This window comes from Micromonospora sediminicola (assembly GCF_900089585.1).
Lineage (GTDB): Bacteria > Actinomycetota > Actinomycetes > Mycobacteriales > Micromonosporaceae > Micromonospora > Micromonospora sediminicola.
In genome coordinates, this window is the sequence record NZ_FLRH01000004.1 from 695,788 (window position 1) to 715,730 (window position 19,943).

General features: G+C 74.5%; 16 protein-coding genes. 6 read left to right on the forward strand and 10 right to left on the reverse strand.

Translation table 11 applies throughout. The annotated features are described in order from the left end of the window. Positions 1-6: 6 nt before the first annotated feature. The 4 genes from GA0070622_RS24730 to GA0070622_RS24745 are packed head-to-tail and all read right to left on the reverse strand — an operon-like array spanning position 7 to position 4,226. On the reverse strand, positions 7-684 hold the full coding sequence (locus tag GA0070622_RS24730) for a response regulator (RefSeq protein ID WP_091579239.1): 678 nt from the start codon (positions 682-684) through the stop codon (positions 7-9). Further along, positions 681-2,312 carry a sensor histidine kinase gene (locus tag GA0070622_RS24735; RefSeq protein ID WP_245666800.1) on the reverse strand — a complete coding sequence of 544 codons (1,632 nt, stop codon included), beginning with the start codon at positions 2,310-2,312 and terminating at the stop codon, positions 681-683. Before GA0070622_RS24735 ends, GA0070622_RS24730 begins: the two co-directional genes overlap by 4 nt. Before the next feature lie 46 nt (positions 2,313-2,358). Continuing rightward, positions 2,359-3,084: a dethiobiotin synthase gene (gene bioD / locus GA0070622_RS24740; protein ID WP_091579249.1), complete on the reverse strand. Its 726-nt coding sequence runs from the start codon at positions 3,082-3,084 to the stop codon at positions 2,359-2,361. Further along, entirely contained in the window at positions 3,081-4,226 is a 1,146-nt protein-coding gene (locus GA0070622_RS24745) for an 8-amino-7-oxononanoate synthase (protein ID WP_091579253.1), read from the reverse strand. Before GA0070622_RS24745 ends, bioD begins: the two co-directional genes overlap by 4 nt. A gap of 144 nt (positions 4,227-4,370) precedes the next feature. Here GA0070622_RS24745 and bioB point away from each other — a divergent pair, with 144 nt between their 5' ends. Genes bioB through GA0070622_RS24760 form a run of 3 tightly spaced genes read left to right on the forward strand, consistent with a single transcriptional unit; the run spans position 4,371 to position 6,099 of the window. Then, positions 4,371-5,366 carry a biotin synthase BioB gene (gene bioB, locus GA0070622_RS24750; protein WP_091579258.1) on the forward strand — a complete coding sequence of 332 codons (996 nt, stop codon included), beginning with the start codon at positions 4,371-4,373 and terminating at the stop codon, positions 5,364-5,366. 7 nt (positions 5,367-5,373) lie between these two features. Continuing rightward, positions 5,374-5,589, forward strand: coding sequence for a biotin synthase auxiliary protein BsaP (gene bsaP, locus GA0070622_RS24755; RefSeq protein WP_091579261.1), 216 nt, complete (start codon positions 5,374-5,376; stop codon positions 5,587-5,589). Between the two features lie 3 nt (positions 5,590-5,592). Further along, complete coding sequence (locus GA0070622_RS24760; RefSeq protein WP_091579264.1) at positions 5,593-6,099, forward strand: GNAT family N-acetyltransferase; 507 nt, start codon at positions 5,593-5,595, stop codon at positions 6,097-6,099. Position 6,100: 1 nt separating this feature from the next. Here GA0070622_RS24760 and GA0070622_RS24765 read toward each other — a convergent pair whose 3' ends face one another. The 3 genes from GA0070622_RS24765 to GA0070622_RS24775 all read right to left on the reverse strand — a co-directional run bounded on the left by GA0070622_RS24765 (position 6,101) and on the right by GA0070622_RS24775 (position 12,295). Further along, on the reverse strand, positions 6,101-6,625 hold the full coding sequence (locus GA0070622_RS24765; RefSeq protein WP_091579268.1) for a GNAT family N-acetyltransferase: 525 nt from the start codon (positions 6,623-6,625) through the stop codon (positions 6,101-6,103). A gap of 131 nt (positions 6,626-6,756) precedes the next feature. Next, a complete protein-coding gene (locus GA0070622_RS24770; RefSeq protein ID WP_091583924.1) occupies positions 6,757-9,192 on the reverse strand; it encodes a non-reducing end alpha-L-arabinofuranosidase family hydrolase in 2,436 nt (811 codons plus the stop codon). A 232-nt stretch (positions 9,193-9,424) separates the two neighbouring features. Continuing rightward, a complete protein-coding gene (locus GA0070622_RS24775; RefSeq protein ID WP_091579272.1) occupies positions 9,425-12,295 on the reverse strand; it encodes a glycoside hydrolase family 9 protein in 2,871 nt (956 codons plus the stop codon). Between the two features lie 430 nt (positions 12,296-12,725). Here GA0070622_RS24775 and GA0070622_RS24780 point away from each other — a divergent pair, with 430 nt between their 5' ends. Then, on the forward strand, positions 12,726-14,291 hold the full coding sequence (locus GA0070622_RS24780) for an aldehyde dehydrogenase family protein (protein WP_091579276.1): 1,566 nt from the start codon (positions 12,726-12,728) through the stop codon (positions 14,289-14,291). Between the two features lie 179 nt (positions 14,292-14,470). Here GA0070622_RS24780 and GA0070622_RS24785 read toward each other — a convergent pair whose 3' ends face one another. Together GA0070622_RS24785 and GA0070622_RS24790 are read right to left on the reverse strand one after the other, a co-directional pair. Further along, complete coding sequence (locus GA0070622_RS24785; protein ID WP_245666802.1) at positions 14,471-15,613, reverse strand: GNAT family N-acetyltransferase; 1,143 nt, start codon at positions 15,611-15,613, stop codon at positions 14,471-14,473. Between the two features lie 80 nt (positions 15,614-15,693). Then, complete coding sequence (locus GA0070622_RS24790) at positions 15,694-16,398, reverse strand: ACT domain-containing protein (RefSeq protein WP_091579278.1); 705 nt, start codon at positions 16,396-16,398, stop codon at positions 15,694-15,696. A 150-nt stretch (positions 16,399-16,548) separates the two neighbouring features. On the opposite strand from GA0070622_RS24790, the gene GA0070622_RS24795 reads away from it, so the two are divergent. Together GA0070622_RS24795 and GA0070622_RS24800 are read left to right on the forward strand one after the other, a co-directional pair. After that, positions 16,549-17,622, forward strand: a complete 1,074-nt coding sequence (locus GA0070622_RS24795) for a phosphotransferase family protein (RefSeq protein ID WP_091579283.1) — start codon at positions 16,549-16,551, stop codon at positions 17,620-17,622. Next, positions 17,623-18,834 (forward strand): acyl-CoA dehydrogenase family protein, encoded by a 1,212-nt coding sequence (locus GA0070622_RS24800; RefSeq protein ID WP_091579287.1) that lies wholly within the window; start codon positions 17,623-17,625, stop codon positions 18,832-18,834. 30 nt (positions 18,835-18,864) lie between these two features. Here the strand turns inward: GA0070622_RS24800 and GA0070622_RS24805 are convergent, their stop codons facing one another. Continuing rightward, positions 18,865-19,911 (reverse strand): LacI family DNA-binding transcriptional regulator, encoded by a 1,047-nt coding sequence (locus GA0070622_RS24805; protein WP_091579292.1) that lies wholly within the window; start codon positions 19,909-19,911, stop codon positions 18,865-18,867. Positions 19,912-19,943: the final 32 nt, after the last annotated feature.

Below are 19,943 nucleotides of genomic sequence, written 5' to 3' on the forward strand. Positions count from 1 at the left end.
GGCTGGTCAGCCGGACGGCGGGACCAGCCCCGCCTCGTACGCGAGGATCGCCGCCTGCACCCGGTTGCGCACGTCCAGCCGGGTGAAGACGCTGGTCAGGTAGCTCTTCACGGTGCCCTCGACCAGGTGCAGCCGACGGGCGATCTCGGCGTTGGACAGCCCCGCCCCGACCAGCGCGAGCACCTCCCGTTCCCGGTCGGTCAACCCGGCCAGGCGGTCCCGCGCGTACGGGCCGCGGGCGAGCCGGCCGCCGCTCAGCTCGATCACCCGGCGGGCCACCCGCGGCGACAGGTACGCCCCGCCGTCGGCGACCGCCCGGACGCCGGCCAGCAGCTCCCTCGGGTCGCCGGACTTCAGCAGGAACCCGGCGGCGCCGTGGCCGAGCGCCCGGGCGATCAGGTCGTCGTCGCCGAACGTGGTGAGCATGACCGCGGCGGTCTCCGGCACCAGCCGGCGGATCTGCGCCGCCGCGCTCAGCCCGTCACAGCGGGGCATCCGGACGTCCAGCAGCGCCACCCGGGGGCGGTGCGCGCGGACCAGCTCGACCGCGGCGTGGCCGTCGCCCGCCTCGCCGACCACCTCGATGCCCGGGTCGGCGGCCAGGATCGCCCGGACCCCGGCCCGGACCATCGCCTCGTCGTCGGCGAGCACCACCCGCAGCGGGCGCCCGTGGTCGTCGCTCATTCCTCGATCCGCTCCTTGCTGGTCAACCGTCCGTCGGTGAAGCAGAGCCGCCAGGTCGCCTCGGCGAACGGGAAGTTACCGTCGGTGTAGAACTCGCAGCCCGGTGCGGCGCCGGACGCCGGCGGGTCGGCCTGCCGGCGGGGCAGCCCGAGCGTGTCGCGCTGCTCGCCCAGCCGCAGCCGGTCGTAGCCGGACCGGTCCAGCACCGCGCCGGCCGTGGCCATCGGGTAGTAGACCAGCGCGAGCGCCAGGGCCAGCCCGGCCGGCGCGCCGAACGCGACGAGCAGGCTGCGCCGCAGCCGCCGGCGCGCCTCCCGCAGCCGCCGCGCCTCGACGCCGGACCGGTCGGCGTCGTGCGGCTCGCCGATGCCGTCGACCGGCACCGGGGCGGCGTCCGTTTCCCCGCCGACCGGCACCAGGGCCGCGTCCGTTCCGCTGTCGCGCCGAGCGCCGTCCGGCGGAACGGCCGCCGTCGGGCGGCGGCCGAGGGCCGGAGCGGCAGCGACGCCGGTCAGCGGCAGGTGGGCCGTGACCGCCCAGCCGCCGCCGTCCCGGGCGCCGGCGTCCAGGGTGCCGCCGGCCAGGCGTACCCGCTCGCGCAGCGCCAGCAGCCCCGAGCCGTGCGACACCGGGCCGGGCAGCGGGCCGGCCGGGGACGGCGGGTTGACCACCGTGACGGTGACCGCGCCGGCCGCCCGCCGCACCGCGACCGTGACCGGGGCGCCCGGGGCGTAGCGGGCGGCGTTGGTCAGCGCCTCCCGCACCACTCGGTGCACGGCGTGCGCGACGAGCGGCGGCAGACCGGCCTCCGTGCCCGCGTCCCCGGGACGCAGGTCGATCGCCATGCCGGCGTCGCGGGCGCCGGAGACCAGGTCGGCGACCGTCTCCCCCGGCGGTCGCCGGGGGCGTTCCTCGCGCAGCACGCCGATCACCTCGTGCAGTCGCTCGGTGGCGGCGGCGACGCTGGCCCGTAGCTCCCCGGCCGCCGTGCGGTGGGCCGGGGACAGCTCGGGCGCCAGTTCCAACGCGCCGGCCCGCAGCGCGATGAGGCTCAGGTCGTGCCCGAGCGAGTCGTGCATGTCCTGGGCGATCCGGGCCCGCTCGCGCAGGCGTACCCGCTCCACCACGCTGCGCCGCTCGGCCTCGGCGTGCCGCCGCCCGGCGTCGGCGAGCGCCCGGTGCTGCCGTCGCAGCCGACCCAGCAGCCAGGGGAACACGCCGGCGAAGAGCAGCACCGAGGCGAGCTGGAACCAGACCGCCGGCTCGGTGCCGAGCAGCCCGAGGTTGAGCCCGGTGCCGGTGACCGCGATGGCGGCGAACACGACCGCCGCCGGGGCCGCCCGGGCGCTGCGCAGCCCGGCCAGGTAGCCGAAGACCGGGATGGCGAACACCATGTTGCCGTCGACCAGCGAGCCGGCCACCACCGCCAGCACCGCCACGAGCGGCCACCGGCGAGCCACCACGACCGAGCCGCCGAGCAGCGCCAGCACGACGGCCAACAGCGGCACGTCGTACGGCTGCCATGGCGGGCTGAGCCGGGCCGACGTCGCCGGCGCGGCGAGAACGGCCAGGAGCAGCAGGTCACCGGCCCGGCGTCGGGCCACGGGCGACAGCGGGCGCGGTTCCACGGCGGTCACGCTACCCACCGGCGGGAGGCCCGGACACCGACGAAGGTCAGGTCTCCTCGGCCCACGCCCGCCAGTCGTCGAGCACCCCGTAGAGGGCGGGCGTGAGCCACCCGGGGGCGGACCGGCGGAACACGCCCGGGTCCATGCCGCCGGCGCCGGCCGGGACCGCGCCGAGCAGGTTCGGCACCAGCTCGGACAGGTTGAGCCAGTGCACCAGCTCCGGCTCCGCCGGCCAGGCGCCGATCACCACGCCGGCCGGGACCGCCCGTCGCTCCAGCGCCTCCAGCGTCAACGCGGTGTGGTTGAGCGTGCCCAGCCCGGCCCGGGTCACCACCACCGCCGGCGCGCCCAGGGACACGGCCAGGTCGGCCACCGTCCAGGGCTCGCCGGACGGACGCAACCCCATCGGTACGAGCAGCCCGCCGGCGCCCTCGACCAGCACCAGGTCGTGCTTGTCGGCCTCCTCGCGGATCGCGTCGACGGCGGTGTAGAGCTCCAGCGGCGGCAGCTCGGCGACCCGGGCGGCGGCGAGCGGGGCGAGCGGGTCCGGGTAGCTGGCCAGCGTCCGGCCGGTGAGCGGGGCGGCCAGCCGGGTCACCGAGTCGACGTCGCCGGGCTCACCGGTGGCCGTACCGGTCTGGCCGGGTTTGACCACCGCGACCCGCAGGCCGGCCGCCTGCGCGGCGGCGGCGACGGCCGCGGTCACCACGGTCTTGCCGATCTCGGTGTCCGTGCCGGTCACCAGCACCGGTCCGGTCCAGCCGTCGCTCATGAGACCTCCCGCGCACACGCCACGATCACGTCCAGGGCCCGGGCGAATTCGGCCCGGTCCACCCCGGCGCCGATGGTCAGCCGCAGCCGGGACCGGCTGTCCGGCGTGGACGGGGGTCGGAAGCAGCCGACCGCCACCCCCCGGGCGCGGCAGGCGGCGGCCCAGGCGGTGGCCGCCTCCGGGCCGGGCGCGGTCACCGACACCACCGCCGCGTCCGGGGCGGAGACCGACAGCCCCGCCTCGCCCAGCACCCGCACCGCGAGCGCGGCCCGGTCGGCCAGCTCGGCGCGGAGCGCGTCCCCGGCGCGGGCCAGCCGCACCGCGGCGCGTACCCCGGCCGCCACCGCCGGCGGCAACGCGGTGTCGAAGATGAACGTGCGCCCGGTCTCCACCAGGTGCCGGACGAACTCGGCCGGCCCGGCGACCACGCCGCCCGCCCCGCCGAGCGCCTTGGACAGCGTCGCCGTGACCACCACGTCCGGCGCGCCGGCCAGCCCGGCGGCGGCCACCCCACCGGCCCCCGCCGGACCGGTGACGCCCAGCGCGTGCGCGTCGTCGACCAGCAGCAGCGCGCCGTGCCGGCGGGCCACCGCGTGCAGCCGCGCGAGCGGGGCCAGGTCGCCGTCGACCGAGAAGACCGACTCGGTCACCACCACCGCCGGCCGACCCGGCGCGGCGGCCAGCGCCGCCTCCACCGCCGCCACGTCCGCGTGCGGCGTCACCACGGTCTCCGCGCCGGAGATGCGGCAGCCGTCGATCAGCGAGGCGTGGTTGTGGGCGTCGGAGACGAGCAGCGTGCGCGGCTGCGTCAGGCCCCGGACCGCGGCGAGGTTGGCCAGGTAGCCGGAGGAGAACACCAGCGCCCGGTCGACACCGAGCCAGCCGGCCAGGTCGTCCTCCAGCGCGTGGTGCAGGTCGGTGGAGCCGCGCACCAGGCGCGACCCGGTGGCGCCCAGCCCGTACCCGGACAGGGCCCGCGCGGCGGCGGCGGTGACCTGCGGGTGGGTGGCCAGGCCGAGGTAGTCGTTGCCGGCCAGGTCGACCACGGCGTCGTCGGCGGCCCGCGGGCGCAGCGTGCGGGTCAGACCGGCCCGGGCCCGCAGCTCGGCCCGGCGGTCCAGGGCCGCCAGCCAGTCCGCCACCTGCCGTCCCCTCCCGCCGACTCCCCGCCCCGCCGGGCGCTTCCGCGGGGCGAAGTTACCACCCGGGCGGACCGCCCCGGCGTGGCGCGGTCCCGGCTCGCCAGCGGTTTCCCGGTGTCTCGGCGGCCTGTTAGGTTACGAGCCATGCCAGAGATCCTCGACCAGGCCCGGACCCGGGTGCTGGAGAACGGCGTCGGCCTCGACGAGGCCGGCATCCTCGCCGTGCTGAACCTGCCCGACGAGCACCTGCCCGCCGCCCTCCAGCTCGCCCACGAGGTCCGGATGCGGTGGTGCGGCCCGGAGGTCGAGGTCGAGGGCATCGTCTCGCTCAAGACCGGCGGCTGCCCGGAGGACTGCCACTTCTGCTCCCAGTCCGGCCTGTTCACCTCGCCGGTGCGCTCGGTCTGGCTGGACATCCCGGCACTGGTCGAGGCCGCGAAGCAGACCGCGGCGACCGGGGCGACCGAGTTCTGCATCGTGGCCGCCGTGCGGGGCCCCGACGCCCGGCTGATGACCCAGATGCGCGAGGGCGTGGCCGCCATCCGCGCCGCCGTCGACATCCAGGTCGCCGCCTCGCTCGGCATGCTCACCCAGGAGCAGGTCGACGAGCTGGTCGAGATGGGCGTGCACCGCTACAACCACAACCTGGAGACCTGCCGCTCCTACTTCCCCAACGTGGTCACCACGCACTCCTGGGAGGAGCGCTGGGAGACGCTGCGGATGGTCCGCGAGTCCGGCATGGAGGTCTGCTGCGGCGGCATCCTCGGGCTCGGCGAGACGGTCGAGCAGCGCGCCGAGTTCGCCGCCCAGCTCGCCGAGCTGGACCCGCACGAGGTGCCGCTGAACTTCCTCAACCCGCGTCCGGGCACGCCGCTGGGTGACCGCCCGACGGTCGAGGGCAAGGACGCGCTGCGGGCCATCGCCGCGTTCCGGCTGGCCATGCCCCGCACCATCCTGCGCTACGCGGGCGGCCGCGAACTGACCCTCGGTGACCTCGGCACCCGCGAGGGCCTGCTCGGCGGCATCAACGCGGTCATCGTCGGCAACTACCTGACCACGCTCGGTCGGCCGGCGACCGACGACCTGAAGCTGCTGGAAGACCTGAAGATGCCGGTGAAGGCGCTCTCGGCGACCCTGTGAGGCAGCGGTGACCGAACTCTCCCCCGCCACGGCCCTCCCCGCCGCGCTCTGGTGCGACAGGTGCGGCGAGTCGGTGGCGGCCGGCCCGCACCCGGCGTGCGCGGCGGCCCGGGCGCTGGAGCCGCCGCGCTGGTGCGCGTCCTGCCGGCGGCGGATGAAGGTGCAGGTCGTGCCGACCGGCTGGTCGGCGGTCTGCGTCGAGCACGGCGAGCGGCGGGGCTGAGGCGTGCTGCGGGGACGGGCGGTGACGCTGCGACCGGCGACGGACGACGACGTGCCCGCGCTGGCCGCGATCCGGGCCACCCCGGAGGTGCGCCGCTGGTGGCGCGGCGGGGACGACCTGGTCGAGGCGGTCCGCGCCGACCTGGCCGACGAGGCGCTGACCGTCTACGCGATCGAGCACTCCGGCCGGCTGGTCGGCGCGATCCAGTGGTACGCCGAGACCGACCCGGACTACCGCCACGCCAGCCTGGACATCTTCCTCGACCCGGCGGCGCGCGGCGCCGGGCTGGGCGGGGACGCCGTGCGCACGCTGGCCCGGCACCTGGTCGACGAGTACGGCCACCACCGGTTCACCATCGACCCGGCGGCGGCGAACACGGCGGCGATCCGGGCGTACGCGAAGGTGGGGTTCCGTCCGGTGGGCATCATGCGCCGCTACGAGCGCGGGGCGGACGGGCGCTGGCACGACGCGCTGCTGATGGACCTGCTCGCGGAGGACCTGCCCGGCTGAGTCAGCGGGTGGCGATCCAGTACCGGCGCAGCCGGCCCAGTTCGGTGTCGCGGACGTCCTCCAGCACCCCGCCGTGCCGCTCGATGGTCCGCGCCGAGGCGGTGTTCTCCACGTCGCAGGTGACCAGCACCGGGTCGATGCCGCGCCGGGCCGCCTCGGCGAGCGCGGCGCCGAGCGCGAAGGTGGCCAGCCCACGCCGCCGGGCCGAGGGGCGCACCCCGTAGCCGATGTGGCCGCCGGCCTCGCGCAGGAAGTCGTTGAGGCGCAGCCGCAGCGAGATCGCCCCGAGCACCTCGTCCTCCTCGACGATCCACCAGTACAGCGCCGGCACCATGCCCTCGGGCAGTCGGGACTCGTCCTCCCCGGCGCGCAGCCCGTCCACCCAGGCGGCGAAGCCGGCCGGGGTGTCGACGTCGTCGGTGGGGCGCAGCCCCGCGCCGTCCTGGTGCACGCCACGCCCCCACTCGTCCCGGGCGGCCAGCCAGGACCGGTGCAGGCGGGTGGTCGGGGTGATCAGCTCGGGCATGCCGGGAGGCTACCGGGGTGGCCGGTCGGCGGTCGCCCCGAATTCGGCCGTCCGGCCGGGACGTCACTCGTCGCCAGGCGTGCCCGGCACCGCACGGGTGCCGGGCACGCTGTCCTCGAACGGTGTGGCGCCTAGCGCTGGAGGGTCAGCACCGCCGGCCGCCACGGCAGCAGGTTGTAGTCGCCTCCCGCACTCGGGTTCTTGCCCTGGTACAGGAACTGCAGGTTGCAGGCGTCGACGGTCTTGGTCTGGTCGGGGTTGGTGCGGACCAGGTCACCGTGGCTGATGTCGTTGGTCCACGTCGCGCCGCTGTTGGCCTTGCCGGCGAAGGGGTTGCTCTCGCTGGCCGCCTGCGGGGTCCACGTGCCGTTCAGGCTGCTGGACGTGAACGACCGGAAGTAGCGTCCCTGGCTCCCGATCGCCTCGACGATCATGAGGTACTGGTTCTGGCCCGCCACCTTGTAGACCTCGACGCCCTCGAACAGGTTGTTCGTCGAGTCGGTCATGATCGTCGTGTAGCTCGAACCGAAGCTGCCCGGGAAGTTACCGAGCGGCATGCTCGACCGGTAGATCTTGCCGTTGTCCCCGGCGAAGAACAGGTACATGTTCTGGTCGTCGCCGATGAGCGTCTGGTCGATCACGCCGTACGGGGCGTCGGAGAGGGTGGCGGTGGAGAGCGTCTGCGCCGAGGACCAGCCGTTGGCGTTGGTCGGGTCGCTCGACGTCCTGTAGCTGAACGAGGTCGGTCCCCACTGGTACGCCAGCACCCAGATGTTCTTCGGCGCGAAGTAGAGCAGCGTGGGCGCCACCGTGCCCTGGCTCATTCCGGTCTGGCTGGCCGAGGCCATGTCGGACCAGTTCGTGAACAGGCTGAAGTTCATCGAGCCGTACTGGCCGCTGCTGTTGACGTTCGACCCGTAGACCAGGTGCTTGCCGTTGTAGACCACGTTGGTGAAGTCCTTGAGCGAGACCCAGCCGTTCTGCGGGTTGGTCAGCGCGCCGGTCGACGACCACCGGTAGGTCGACGGGAGCGCGCAGCCGCCCGGCGGGGGCGAGGACGGCGGCGGCGAGGACGGCGGCGGCGTGGTGCCGCCGAAGTCGGTCCGCCACTGCTGGTTGGCCTGCCCGTGGCAGTCGTAGAGCTGGATCTGCTGGCCGTTGCCGGTGCCCCAGACGTCCAGACACCGGCCGGACTGCACCCCGCTGATGGTGCCGTTGGCGTTGACGTTCCACTGCTGGTTCGACTGGCCGTTGCAGTCCCAGATGATGATGGCGGTGCCGTTCCCGGTGGCCGCGCCGTTCGCGTCGAGGCACTTGCTGCCGTAGACCATCAGCTGCTTGCCGGAGGTGTACGTCCACTGCTGGTTGGACTGACCGTTGCAGTCCCAGAGCTGGACGCGGGTGCCGTTGGTCTGGGTGGCGTTGGGCACGTCGACGCACCGGCCCGACTGCGCTCCGACGATCCGGCCGGCGCCACCGCTGGGCGGTGGCCCGGTGGTCGGGGTCGTGGTCGGCCCCGAGGTCGGGGCGGCGGCGTTGAGGGCGTTGAGGACCGAGGTGTACGCGGCCTTCTTGTTGCCCCCGCCGTCGAACAGCAGCGGGTTCTCGCCCGAGCGCCAGGAATCGCTGTCCCGCACGCCCCACACGGTGATGCCGATGCAGCGCGGCACGTTCAGACACGCCTGGGTCAACCCGGCGTACTGCGAGGTGGAGGCGTTGGTGACGTCCACCTCGGTCAACGCCACGTCCACACCGAGCGCGGCGAAGCTCGACAGCGTGGTCTGGAAGTTGCCCGGCAGGGAACTACCGCCGGTGAAGTGGGTCTGCAACCCCACACAGTCGATCGGCACACCCCGGGACTTGAAGTCCTGGACCATCCGGTAGACACCCTGCGTCTTGCCGTACGACCAGTTCTCGATGTTGTAGTCGTTGTAACACAGCTTCGCCGACGGATCGGCCGCCCGCGCGGTGCGGAACGCCACCTCGATCCAGTCGTTGCCGGTGCCCTGCAGGTTCGAGTTACGCCGACTGCCGTCCTCGTTGAACGCCTCGTTGACCACGTCCCACGCGGCGAGCTTGCCCTTGTAGTGGGCCATCACCCCGTTGATGTGGTCGATCATCGCCTGACGCAGGTTGCCACCGCTCAGGCTCTGCATCCAACCCGGCTGCTGCGCGTGCCATGCGAGGGTGTGACCACGGACCTTCAGGCCACGCTGGGTCGCCCAGTTGTAGATCTGGTCCCCGGAGTTGAAGTTGAACTGACCCCGCTGGGGCTGCGTCGCGTCCGGCTTCATCTCGTTCTCGGCCGTGATCATGTTGAACTCACGACCCGCGATCGTGCTGTACGTCGAGTCACCGAGCCGGCCCGCCGCGATCGCGGTGCCGAAGTAGCGGCCCGACTGCGCCGCCGCCGCGCCCAGCGTGCTCGCCGCGGCGTTCGCCGACGGCATCACGACCGCGACCGCGGCGGTTGTCACGACGCCGACCACGCCGGCGAGCAGCGCTCTGACGGCGGGCGACCGCCGCCGCCTGTTCCCGCCACGGGGAACGGATGGGCTGATTGCCACCTTGGCCTCCTCACTGGCCCGCACCCGGGCCGTCGGAGTGCCTACGACCGGACGCCCTGGTTAAAAATCGATCATTGTCGATGCTTACATCGAGTCCCGGTCCGGGACAACAGGTTTCGGAAAAGTTTCGGAAACGTGTGCGCCGAGCCTCCCGTCCCGCGCTGCGGAAGAGGCGGCGTGGCGTGGTCGGCCACCCGGGTACGGTGACCGACCACGCCCGCCGGGCCGGCGCTCAGGACACGGCGCAGGCGACCCCGTTCAGGGTGAAGGCCGACGGCCTCGGGTTGGTGCCGGTGTGGGTGCCGTTGAAGCCGAAGCTCGTCGACGCACCCGGCGCGAGGGTTCCGTTGTAGGACAGGTTCGACGCCGTCACGGCCGCCCCGGTCTGGGTGACGTTCGCCGACCAGGCCTGCCCGACCTTCTGCCCGGCGCTCGGGAACGTGAAGGCCAGCGTCCAGCCGTTGATCGCGGTGGTGCCGGTGTTGGCAACGGTGATGTTCGCGGTGAACCCGGTGTCCCAGGTGTTCGCCGTCCAGGTCACCGCGCAGCCGCCGCCGGTCGGCGGCGCCGTGGTGGTGACCGTGACCGGTGGCGAGGCCGGCGAGACGTTGCCCGCCGCGTCCACCGCGACCACGGTGAAGGTGTACGCGGTGGAGGCGGTCAACCCGGTCACCGCCAGCGTGGTGCCGGTGGCGGAGCCGACCAGGACGGTCCCGCCCCGGTAGACGCGGTAGCCGGTGACGCCGACGGCGTCGGTGGCCGGGCCCCAGGTCAGCGTCAGGCCGGTCGGGCCGACCGCGGAGGCGGTGGGCGTGCCGGGCGCGGTCGGCGGGGTGGTGTCCGGCGCCGGGGCGGCCGGCGTGGTGACGGCCAGCGCCGCCGACGACGCGGACCGGTTGCCGGCGCCGTCGAGGGCCCGCACGGTGAACTGGTACGTCCGCTCCGGCAGCAGCCCGGTCACGGCCAGGGTGTTCGTGGTGGCGGTGCGCAGCACCAGCGCGTCGCTGCCGGTCTGGGCCTGGGTGACCTCGTAGCCGGCCAGGCCGCTGCCACCGGTGTCGGTGGAGGCGGGCCAGGTCAGGGTGAGGCCGGTGGACGTGACGGCGGAGGCGACCGGGGTGCCGGGGACGCTCGGCGCGGTGGTGTCCGGAGTGGCCGGGCCGGGCTCGTCACCCCAGACCCGCACGCCGCCGGACCAGAGCGGCACCTTGCGGTTCGGCCCGGCGCTGGCCTGGTACGACGGGTCGTTCGTCGGGTCCCAGGTGCCGCCCTCCGGCACGCCGATCTTGAACTGGACCTCCATCCGGTGCTGCGACTGCCCGGCCGGCGCGATGGTCCAGCCGGTGCAGTCGACCTCGACGTACCAGATGGCGCCGGAGAACTGCTTCGCGGTCGACGGCGACGGGCAGCCCTGGGTGTAGCCGGGCGTCACGGTCACCGGACCGGTGCCGTCGGGCCGGAAGTAGTAGCGGAACTTTCCGGTGGTCAGCGCCCGGGCCGGGAACGCCGACTTGTTGTAGACGATCGCCTTCAGCCCGGTGGCCCGCGGCTCGGCCTGCATCACCGTGGTCTCCACGGTCAGCTCGTCCATGTCGGGTGTCTCGGCGACCGGGAAGCCGGCGCGCGGGCTGCCGCCGTACTCGTTGGTGAGCCGGGCCAGCGCGGAGGTGAAGCCGGCGTTGTAGTCGGTGGCCACCTCGTTCATCACGTAGTCCGACCGGCTGTCGGTGTACGCGTCGTTGGCCGCCGACGGGCCGCCGACCAGCGCGCCGTAGAGCACGTGCCGGGTCTCGGCGGGCACGGTCTGGCTGTCCCACCAGGAGCCGTGCGCGGTGCGGTGGTGCGGGTTCTTCGGCGAGTTCGCCCCGAACCCGATCATGTAGCTGGAGTTGCGCGGGTTGGCGCCGAGCGCGTAGTCGACCTGCCGGACGGCGAAGTCGTGGTAGCGCGCCTTGCGCGTGGTGTCGGTGGTCCGGTCGCTGTAGACCAGCGCGGCGAACGCGGTGTTGGCGGCGTAGCGCAGCGCGCCCCAGGAGTCGAGCACCGCCATCCCGCCCGGCGAGTACGGCACCTTCTGCCCGTTGACGCCGACGGTCCAGTAGTCGAGCCACCGGTTGGCGTCGTCGACGTACTTCTGCTTGCCGGTCAGGTTCGCCAGCAGCACGTACGCGCCGAACTGCTTGTTGTCCCAGGCGATGGTCCACTTGTAGGAGCGGGTGGTGGACTGCGGCTCGGTGCCGAGCTTGTCGTACTCGCTCTCCGCCTTGGCCAGGTAGGTGGCGTCACCGGAGGCCCGGTAGAGCCAGATCGCGCCCCAGACCAGCTCGTCCTGGTAGCCGCTCCACGACCGGTAGAAGCTCGTCGCGTCGGTGATGCACTCGTGGTAGCTCTTCCGCACCGTGTCGGCGAACGTGTAGAGCTGCTTGGCGTGGCCGAGCAGCTTGTCCGCGTAGGCCGCGTCGGTGGGGCGGAACACCAGGGACGAGGCGGCCATCGCGGCCGCCGTCTCCCCCGCCAGGTCCGCGCCGCCGCAGCTCGCGTCGATCTTGTACGCGGGCCGCGCCATCGGCATCACCTCGGCCGGACCCCACCACTTGTGGTCGTCGTCGCCCTTGCCCACCTGTCCGTAGAGGACGTTCGGCGCGGGGTGCGCCTTGACGAAGTAGTCGTTGACGAAGCGCAGGTTGTTGAGCAGGTGCGTCAGCTGGCCCGAGGCGACGTACCCGTCGCGGTACTCGACCGCGCCCCAGGCGAGCATGGTGGCGCTGAACGCCATCGGGAAGCCGAACTTCACGTGGTCGCCGGCGTCGTACCAGCCGCCGGTCAGGTCGACGCCGACGTCGGCGCCGTCGGTGAGCGCCGAGTCGCCCCGCCAGGACACCCGGTTCCAGGAGGGCTTGCGGCCGGACTGCTGCGCCTCGTAGAAGAACAGCGACTTCTGCAACGCCTCGGCGTAGTTGAACGCGGGCGCGGCCTGCGCGGCGGCGGGCGCGGCGGCGGCCGGGAGCGGGGCGACGGTGGCCAGCGCGGCCACCAGCGCGGCGCCGGCGGCGAGCCACCGGCGGGACGGGCGACCGCGCGGCGGCGGGGTCGGTCGAAGCATGGCGAGCTCCTGTGGAGGGTGCCGCGTGGCGGCCCGGACCGGCGGGGACGCGCCGCCCGGGCCGCCGACGCGGCGGTGGTGGTGGGGTGGACCGCGGAGGCGCGGGAGCGCTCCCATGGATAAGCGACAATGTAACGGCGCGCGCGACGGTTTGGGAAGACGGCGGCGGCGCACCCGGGTCGCCCTACCCATCGGTAACCCCGATGGAGATGAATCACATCATCGATGTTCATTAATACAAATGAAGCGTATCCGCAGCTCAGGCCCGGGCCGGCAACGCCCGCGCCGCGCGGGGAGGCCGACGGGAAGGGGCCTCGCGTCCTGGCATACGAGCGTACGGTTGCCCGTCCGATCGGCCCCGCGGGACAGTACGCGTCACCAGCGGTGCCATCGACGCCGCCGCTCCCCCGGACAACCTGAGGAGATCGCGATGGCCCTTCGACTCGCCGACGGCACCTCCTGGTCCGACACCCTCGCCCGGGCCGTGGCCGCCACCCCCGAGGCCTTCGACACGAGCGCCGACGGCGGCGCCACGCTGCACAACCTCGTGGAGGGCCAGTGGCGGGCGCTCGGCACGCCCACCGCGGTCCGCAGCCCGGTCGACAACACCACGCTGGTGAACCTGGCCCGGCTCGACGCCGACGCCGCCCGGGCCGCGGTCGCCCACGCCGCCGCCGCGCACCGGGAGTGGGCCCGGACCCCGCTGGCCGAGCGCACCGCCCGGGTCACCGACGCGCTGGACGCGCTCACCGCGCACCGCGACCTGCTCGCCCTGCTGCTGGTCTGGGAGATCGGCAAGCCGTGGCGGCTCGCCTGCGCCGACGTGGACCGGGCGCTCGACGGCGTGCGCTGGTACGTCGGTGAGATAGAGCGGATGCTCGCCGACGGCCGCGAGCCGCTGCCCGGCCCGGTCAGCAACATCGCCTCCTGGAACTACCCGATGAGCGTGCTCGTGCACGCCGAACTGGTGCAGCTCCTGGCCGGCAACGCGGTCATCGCCAAGACCCCGTCCCAGGGCGGCGCGGTCTGCCTCACCGTCGCGCACGCGCTGATGCGCCGGGCCGGGCTGCCCGCCACGCTGGTCTCCGGCAGCGGCGAGGAACTGTCCGAGGTGCTGGTCCGCGCGCCCGAGATCGGCGCGGTGGCGTTCGTCGGCGGGCGCTCCAACGGCGGCAAGGTCGCCGCGGCACTGCTCGACTCCGACAAGCGGCACTTCATCGAGCAGGAGGGCCTCAACGCCTGGGGCATCTGGAACTTCTCCCAGTGGGACACGCTCGCGGCGCACCTGAAGAAGGGCTTCGAGTACGGCAAGCAGCGCTGCACCGCGTACCCCCGGTTCGTGGTCCAGCGGGACCTGGTCGACGAGTTCCTCGACATGTACCTGCCGGTCGTCCGCTCGGTCCGCTTCGGCCACCCGCTCGCCGTCGGCGACGACTGGTCGGCCGGCGACCCGCTGCCGGAGTTGGACTTCGGCCCGCTGATCAGCGCGGCCAAGGCCGACGAGCTGCGGCGCAAGGTCGACGAGGCGGTACGCGGCGGCGCCGTGCCGCTGCACCGGGGCAAGCTCGACGGGGCGCCGTTCCTCGACGGGCAGGACACCTCGGCGTACGTGGCCCCCGCCGTGCTGCTGGCCCCGCCCGGCCGGTCCCGCCTGATGCACGCCGAGCCGTTCGGCCCGGTGGACACCATCGTCGTGGTGGACACCACCGACGAGCTGCTGGCCCAGATGAACGCCTCCAACGGCGCGCTGGTCGCGTCGCTGGCCTGCGACGACGAGGAGCTGGCCGGCAAGCTGGCGGTCGACCTGCAGGCCTTCAAGGTGGGCATCAACAAGCCCCGCTCCCGGGGCGACCGGGACGAGGCGTTCGGCGGCCGGGGCGCGTCCTGGAAGGGCGCGTTCGTCGGCGGCGACCTGCTGGTCCAGGCGGTCACCGTGGGCGGCGACCGACGCCTCTACGGCAACTTCCCGGACTACAGCAGCTACCCGGCCACCTGAACCGTCCCGACACACGAACGGGGCCCCCGCACCGGGGGGCCCCGCCGTGTCACCGCCCCCCGCATCGGGAGTCGGTCCGGGTGGCGCGCCGGGCGCCGGTTGCGGCCGTCCGGTCGTGCCCCTCGGGCGCGCCGCGCCGTTGCGGCTCACCTCCGTGGTCGGACCGGACGACCGTCAGCTCAATCCGACCGCTGCGCCGGCACGACCGCGCCGGCACCCGCGCCGCGACCGGCCGTCGCCGGTCCGCCGGTCACCGCGCCCGCCGCACCGCCGGCCGCCGGCCACCCGGCCGTCGCCGGGACCAGCGGGAGCGTCGCGGTCAGCACCGCGCCGTCGCGCTCCACCGCCACCGGCCGGTCCAGCCGGCGCAGCGTCCGCAGCATCGGGGTGTTCTCCGCCTGCACGTGCAGCAGCACGGCGGCGTAGCCGGCCCGGTCGGCGTGCCCGACCAGGCGGCGCAGCAGCGCCGAGCCGAGACCCCGGCGCTGCCAGTCGTCGCGGACCAGCAGCGCCGCCTCGGCCTCGTCCCCCTCGCCGAGCAGGTTGGCCATGGCCACGACCGGCTCCGCCGCCCCGCCGGAGCCCGCCGTGGCGAGCACTGTCACCCCCCGGGCCGGCTCCAGCAGTCGGCGCAGCCGCGCCGGCGACGGGTCCGCCGCCCCGCTCAGGTAGCGCCGCTGCCGGCTTCGCGCCGAGCAGGCCACGTGCAGCTCGCGTACGGCCGGCACGTCCTCGACGGTGGCCGGCCGCACCGTCACCTCCGCGCCGTCCGGCAGCACCAGCGTGACCCGGTCGACGTCCCGGCGGGCCAGCGTCGCCGCCAGCTCGACCAGGGCCTGCGCCCGGGCGTACTCGGCCGGGGTGAAGCTCGGCTCCCGCCGGCGCAGCTCGTAGCCGCCGCCGGCCGGGTCGGTGAGCAGCATGGTGGTGCCGCCCACGCCGCCGGGCGCGGCGGCCGGGGTCGGGCGCCAGGTCACCGCGTCGGCGCCGAGCAGCGTCCGCAGTGTCGCGCCGGCCGCCTCCGGGTCGCGCACCAGCCGGCCGGCCAGGCCGAGCACCCGGGTCGGCTCGTCGGCCAGCCCGCGCGCCTCGCTGCGCGCCACCCAGCAGTCCCGGCCCCGCCCGCGCGCCACGGCGGCCCGCAGCTCGGCCTCGGTGACCTGCTCGGGCGCGTCGACCAGGAAGTCGTCGACCGCGCCGACCTCGGTGGTGTGCACCTGCACGGTGAGGATGTTGACCCCGCGCAACGCGAGGCTCGCCGTGAGCACCGACAGGTAACCCGGCCGGTCGTCCACGGTGGCTCGGATCCGCCAGAGCGCCATGGTTGTCTCCCTTCCTCACCCCCGACCATGCCGGCCGCCTGTTGCGCCCCCGTTGCCCCGGGGTGACGCGGCGCGACCGGTCAGGTGATGGTGGTCACCGGTGGCGCGCCGACCAGGTCCAGCCGGTCGCCGAGGATCACCGCGCTGGCCCGGACCAGCTGGGCGAGCCGGTCCACCTCGGTGGAGTGGAACCCGGCGGCCGCGAGCGGTTCGCTGTGGTCGCGGGCGACCACCAGCACCAGGCCGGCCCGACCGAACGGCGCGACCGCGTAGTGGTGCCCGTCCGGCGCGGTCAGGGCGCGGGCCCGCAGCGGGGTCACCTCGGGCAGCCGGGGCGGGCTCGGGGCCCGCCAGCTCGCGTGCCCGACCGCGGCCGTGCCGCACCCGCCGCTGCGCGAGGCCCAGTCCAGCGGGACCACGGCGGCCACCGCCCAGTCCGCCGCGAGCAGCCCGGGCACGGCGTCGACGAGCGTGGCCACCCCGTCGGTCGGGTTGGCCGCCACCTGGGCGAGCAGCTCGGCGTCCTGGCCGGTGGTGGTGGGCGCGCCGATCGCCCGCCACACCCCGTCCACCCGGACACCGGGGATCGCGGCCAGCCCGGCGAGCAGCCGCTCCACCCGCGCCGCGCCCGGCCAGACCACGGTGAAGTCGTCGACCGCCCGCCCGCCGAGCCGTTCCAGGACCACCACCTGCACGATGTCGGCGCCGGAGACGCCGAGCGTCCGGGCCACCTGGCCGAGCGTGCCCGGTCGGTCCGGCAGGGTCACCCGAACTCTCAGCAGCATGTCTGATCCCCTCCGCTCGGCGGGCCGGCCCGACGGCCGGCAGGCTGGGGCCCAGCCTGCCGGCTGACCATTTCGCCCCCGTTGCAGCGGCATGTCCCGGCGGGAAAATCCGACCTTGACAAGAAAGCTGAGCTGCCATCAACTATTCGGATGACCGATCCGGCCGTCGACGCTGCCCGGCCCCCGACCGGTCCGGCCCCACGCGGGCTCGACCTCGACCGGCTCGCCACCCACCTCGCCACGCACCGGCCGGATCTGGCCGGGCCGCTGTCGGCGCGGCTGATCGCCGGTGGCAAGTCCAACCTCACCTACCTGCTGCGCGCCGGTGACCGCGAGGTCGTGCTGCGCCGGCCGCCACTCGGGCACGTGCTGGCCACCGCGCACGACATGGCCCGCGAGCACCGGGTGATCTCGGCGCTCGCCCCGACCGGGGTGCCGGTCCCCGAGGCGCTGCTGCTCTGCCCGGACGACAGCGTGATCGGCGCGCCGTTCTACCTGATGGCGAAGGTCGACGGTGAGGTCTACCGGCGGCGGGAGCAGACCGACGCGCTCACCGCCGACCAGCGGCGTGACCTGGCCATGGCGATGATGGACACGCTCGCCACCCTGCACCGGGTGGAGCCGGCCGAGGTCGGGCTGGCCGACTTCGGCCGACCGGAGGGCTACCTGGCCCGGCAGGTGCGCCGCTGGGCCGGCCAGCTCGACCGCTCCCGCAGCCGCCCGCTGCCCGGCATCGACGAGCTGCGCGACGCGCTGGCCGGCAGCGTGCCGGAGGGCGCGAACGCGGGTCGGATCGTGCACGGCGACTACCGGCTGGACAACCTGCTCGCCACGGTCGACCCGGTGGCGGTGCGGGCCGTGCTCGACTGGGAGATGGCCACGCTCGGCGACCCGCTCGCCGACCTCGGCCTGCTGCTGACCTACTGGGAGGTGCTCGGCGACAGCGACCAGGCCGAGGGCAACCCGGTGGCCGACGGCATCGGCCCCCGGGCTGGCTTCCCCACCGGCGCCGAGCTGATCGAACGCTACGCCGGGCGCAGCGACGTGGACGTCGGCCCGCTGCACTGGCACGTGGCGCTCGGCTGTTTCAAGCTGGCGGTGATCTGCGAGGGCATCCACTACCGGCACACCCTCGGGCAGACGCTCGGCGAGGGGTTCGACCGGATCGGCGAGATGGTGGCGCCGCTGGTCGCGCACGGTCTGCACGCGGTGAGGGAGAAGTAGATGGAGTTCGCGTACGACGACCGGACGGTCGAGCTGCGGCAGCGGCTGGAGGCGTTCCTCACCGAGTGCGTCCACCCGGCCGAGCCGGTGCACCACGAGCAGGTGCTCGCGGCCGGCGACCCGTGGGCCCGCCCGCCGGTGATGGACGAGCTGAAGGCCGAGGCGCGGGCCCGGGGCCTGTGGAACCTGTTCCTGCCCGACGCCCGCTACGGCGCCGGCCTGACCAACCTCCAGTACGCGCCGCTGGCCGAACTGACCGGCCGCAGCCCGCACCTGGCCCCGGAGGCGCTCAACTGCGCCGCGCCGGACACCGGCAACATGGAGCTGCTCGCCGAGTTCGGCTCGGACGCGCAGCGGGAACGCTGGCTCGCGCCGCTGCTGGCCGGCGAGATCCGCTCCGCGTTCTGCATGACCGAGCCGGAGGTCGCCTCCTCGGACGCGACGAACATCGCCACCCGGATCACCCGCGACGGCGACGACTACGTGGTCGACGGCCGCAAGTGGTGGTCCTCCGGTGCGATGGACCCGCGCTGCGAGATCTTCATCGTGATGGGCAAGACCGACCCGGACGCCGACCGGCACCGCCAGCAGAGCATGATCCTGGTCCCCCGGGACACCCCGGGCGTGACGGTACGGCGCGGGATGACGGTCTTCGGCTACAGCGACGCCCCGCACGGCGGGCACGCCGAGATCGACTTTTCCGGCGTCCGGGTGCCGGCGGAGAACCTGGTCGGGGCCGAGGGCGCCGGTTTCGCCATCGCCCAGGCCCGCCTCGGTCCCGGCCGGATCCACCACTGCATGCGGCTGGTCGGCATGGCCGAGCGGGCCCTGGAGCTGCTCTGCCGGCGCGCTCTCGACCGGGTGGCGTTCGGCCGTCCGCTCGCCGAGCAGGGCGTGGTGCGGGAGTGGATCGCCGAGTCCCGGGTCCGGATCGAGCAGGCCCGCCTGCTGGTGCTCAAGACCGCCTGGCTGATGGACACCGTCGGCAACAAGGGCGCGCACACCGAGATCCAGGCCATCAAGATCGCCACCCCGGCCATGGCCGAGTGGGTGATCGACAAGGCGATCCAGGCGTACGGCGGGGCCGGCGTCAGCCAGGACACCCCGCTCGCCGCGCTCTGGGCCCAGGCCCGGACGCTGCGCCTGGCCGACGGCCCCGACGAGGTCCACCGGGCGTCCCTGGCCCGCCGCGAACTGCGTCGCTGGTCCTGACCACGCCGGCCGCCCGCGCGGCGGTCGGGGTCAGGCGGAGGCGCGGTGGATGAGCTTGGTGTCCAGCAGCACGTGCGGCGAGGGCACCTCGTCGCCCCGGATGCGGGAGACCAGCAGGCGGGCCATCTGCCGGCCCATCTCCTCCACCGGCTGGAACACCGTGGTCAGCGGCGGCTCGGCCTGGCGCGCGATCGGGGCGTCGTCGAAGCCGATCACCGCCACGTCCTCGGGGACCCGCCGGCCGGCCTCGCGCAGCGCGCGCAACGCGCCGAACGCCATCAGGTCGGAGGCGACGAAGACGGCGTCCAGATCCGGGCACGTCTCCAGCAGCCGGCGCATGGCGGCGGTGCCGCTGCCCTCGCTGAAGTCCCCGTACCCGATCAGGCCGGGGTCGACGGTGCCCCCGGCGGCCCGCACCGCCTCCTGGTAGCCGGAGAGCCGCGCCAGGCCGGCGCCCATGTCCTGCGGGCCGGCGATGGTGGCGACCCGGCGGCGCCCCTGGGCGAACAGGTGCTCCACCGCCTGCCGGGCCCCGCCGACGTTGTCCACGTCGACGAACCACGCCGGCTGCGCGTTCGGGTGCAGCATCCGGGCCGGCCGGCCGCCGAGCACCGCGGGCAGGCCACGCTCCTCCAGCAGCGTGGGCAGCGGGTCGGAGTCGTGCAGGGAGAGCAGCAGCACGCCGTCGACGTGCTGGTTGGTGAGGTGGTGCTCGACCCGCTCCCGCTCGATCGGCGACTGCACCATGGCCAGCCAGAGCTGCATGGGCGTCTCCACCAGCCCGGAGCTGACGCCCCGGACGATGGCCGCGAAGAACGGCTCGGTGAAGACCCGCTCCCCGGACTCGGAGACCACCAGCGCCACCGAGTCGGTCCGCTGGGTGACCAACGCCCGGGCGGCCCGGTTGGGCACGTATCCCAGCTCGGCGATGGCCTGCTGGACGGCGGCCCGGGCCTCCGGGCTGACCTGCGGCGAGCCGTTGACCACGCGGGATACCGTGCCGCGCCCGACGCCGGCGCGGGCCGCGACCGCGTCGAGGGTCGGGCGCCCGAGCGAGCGGGTGCGCTGCGTTGTCATCGTCTGTGCTCCTCCGACGGTCGGGCGGGCCC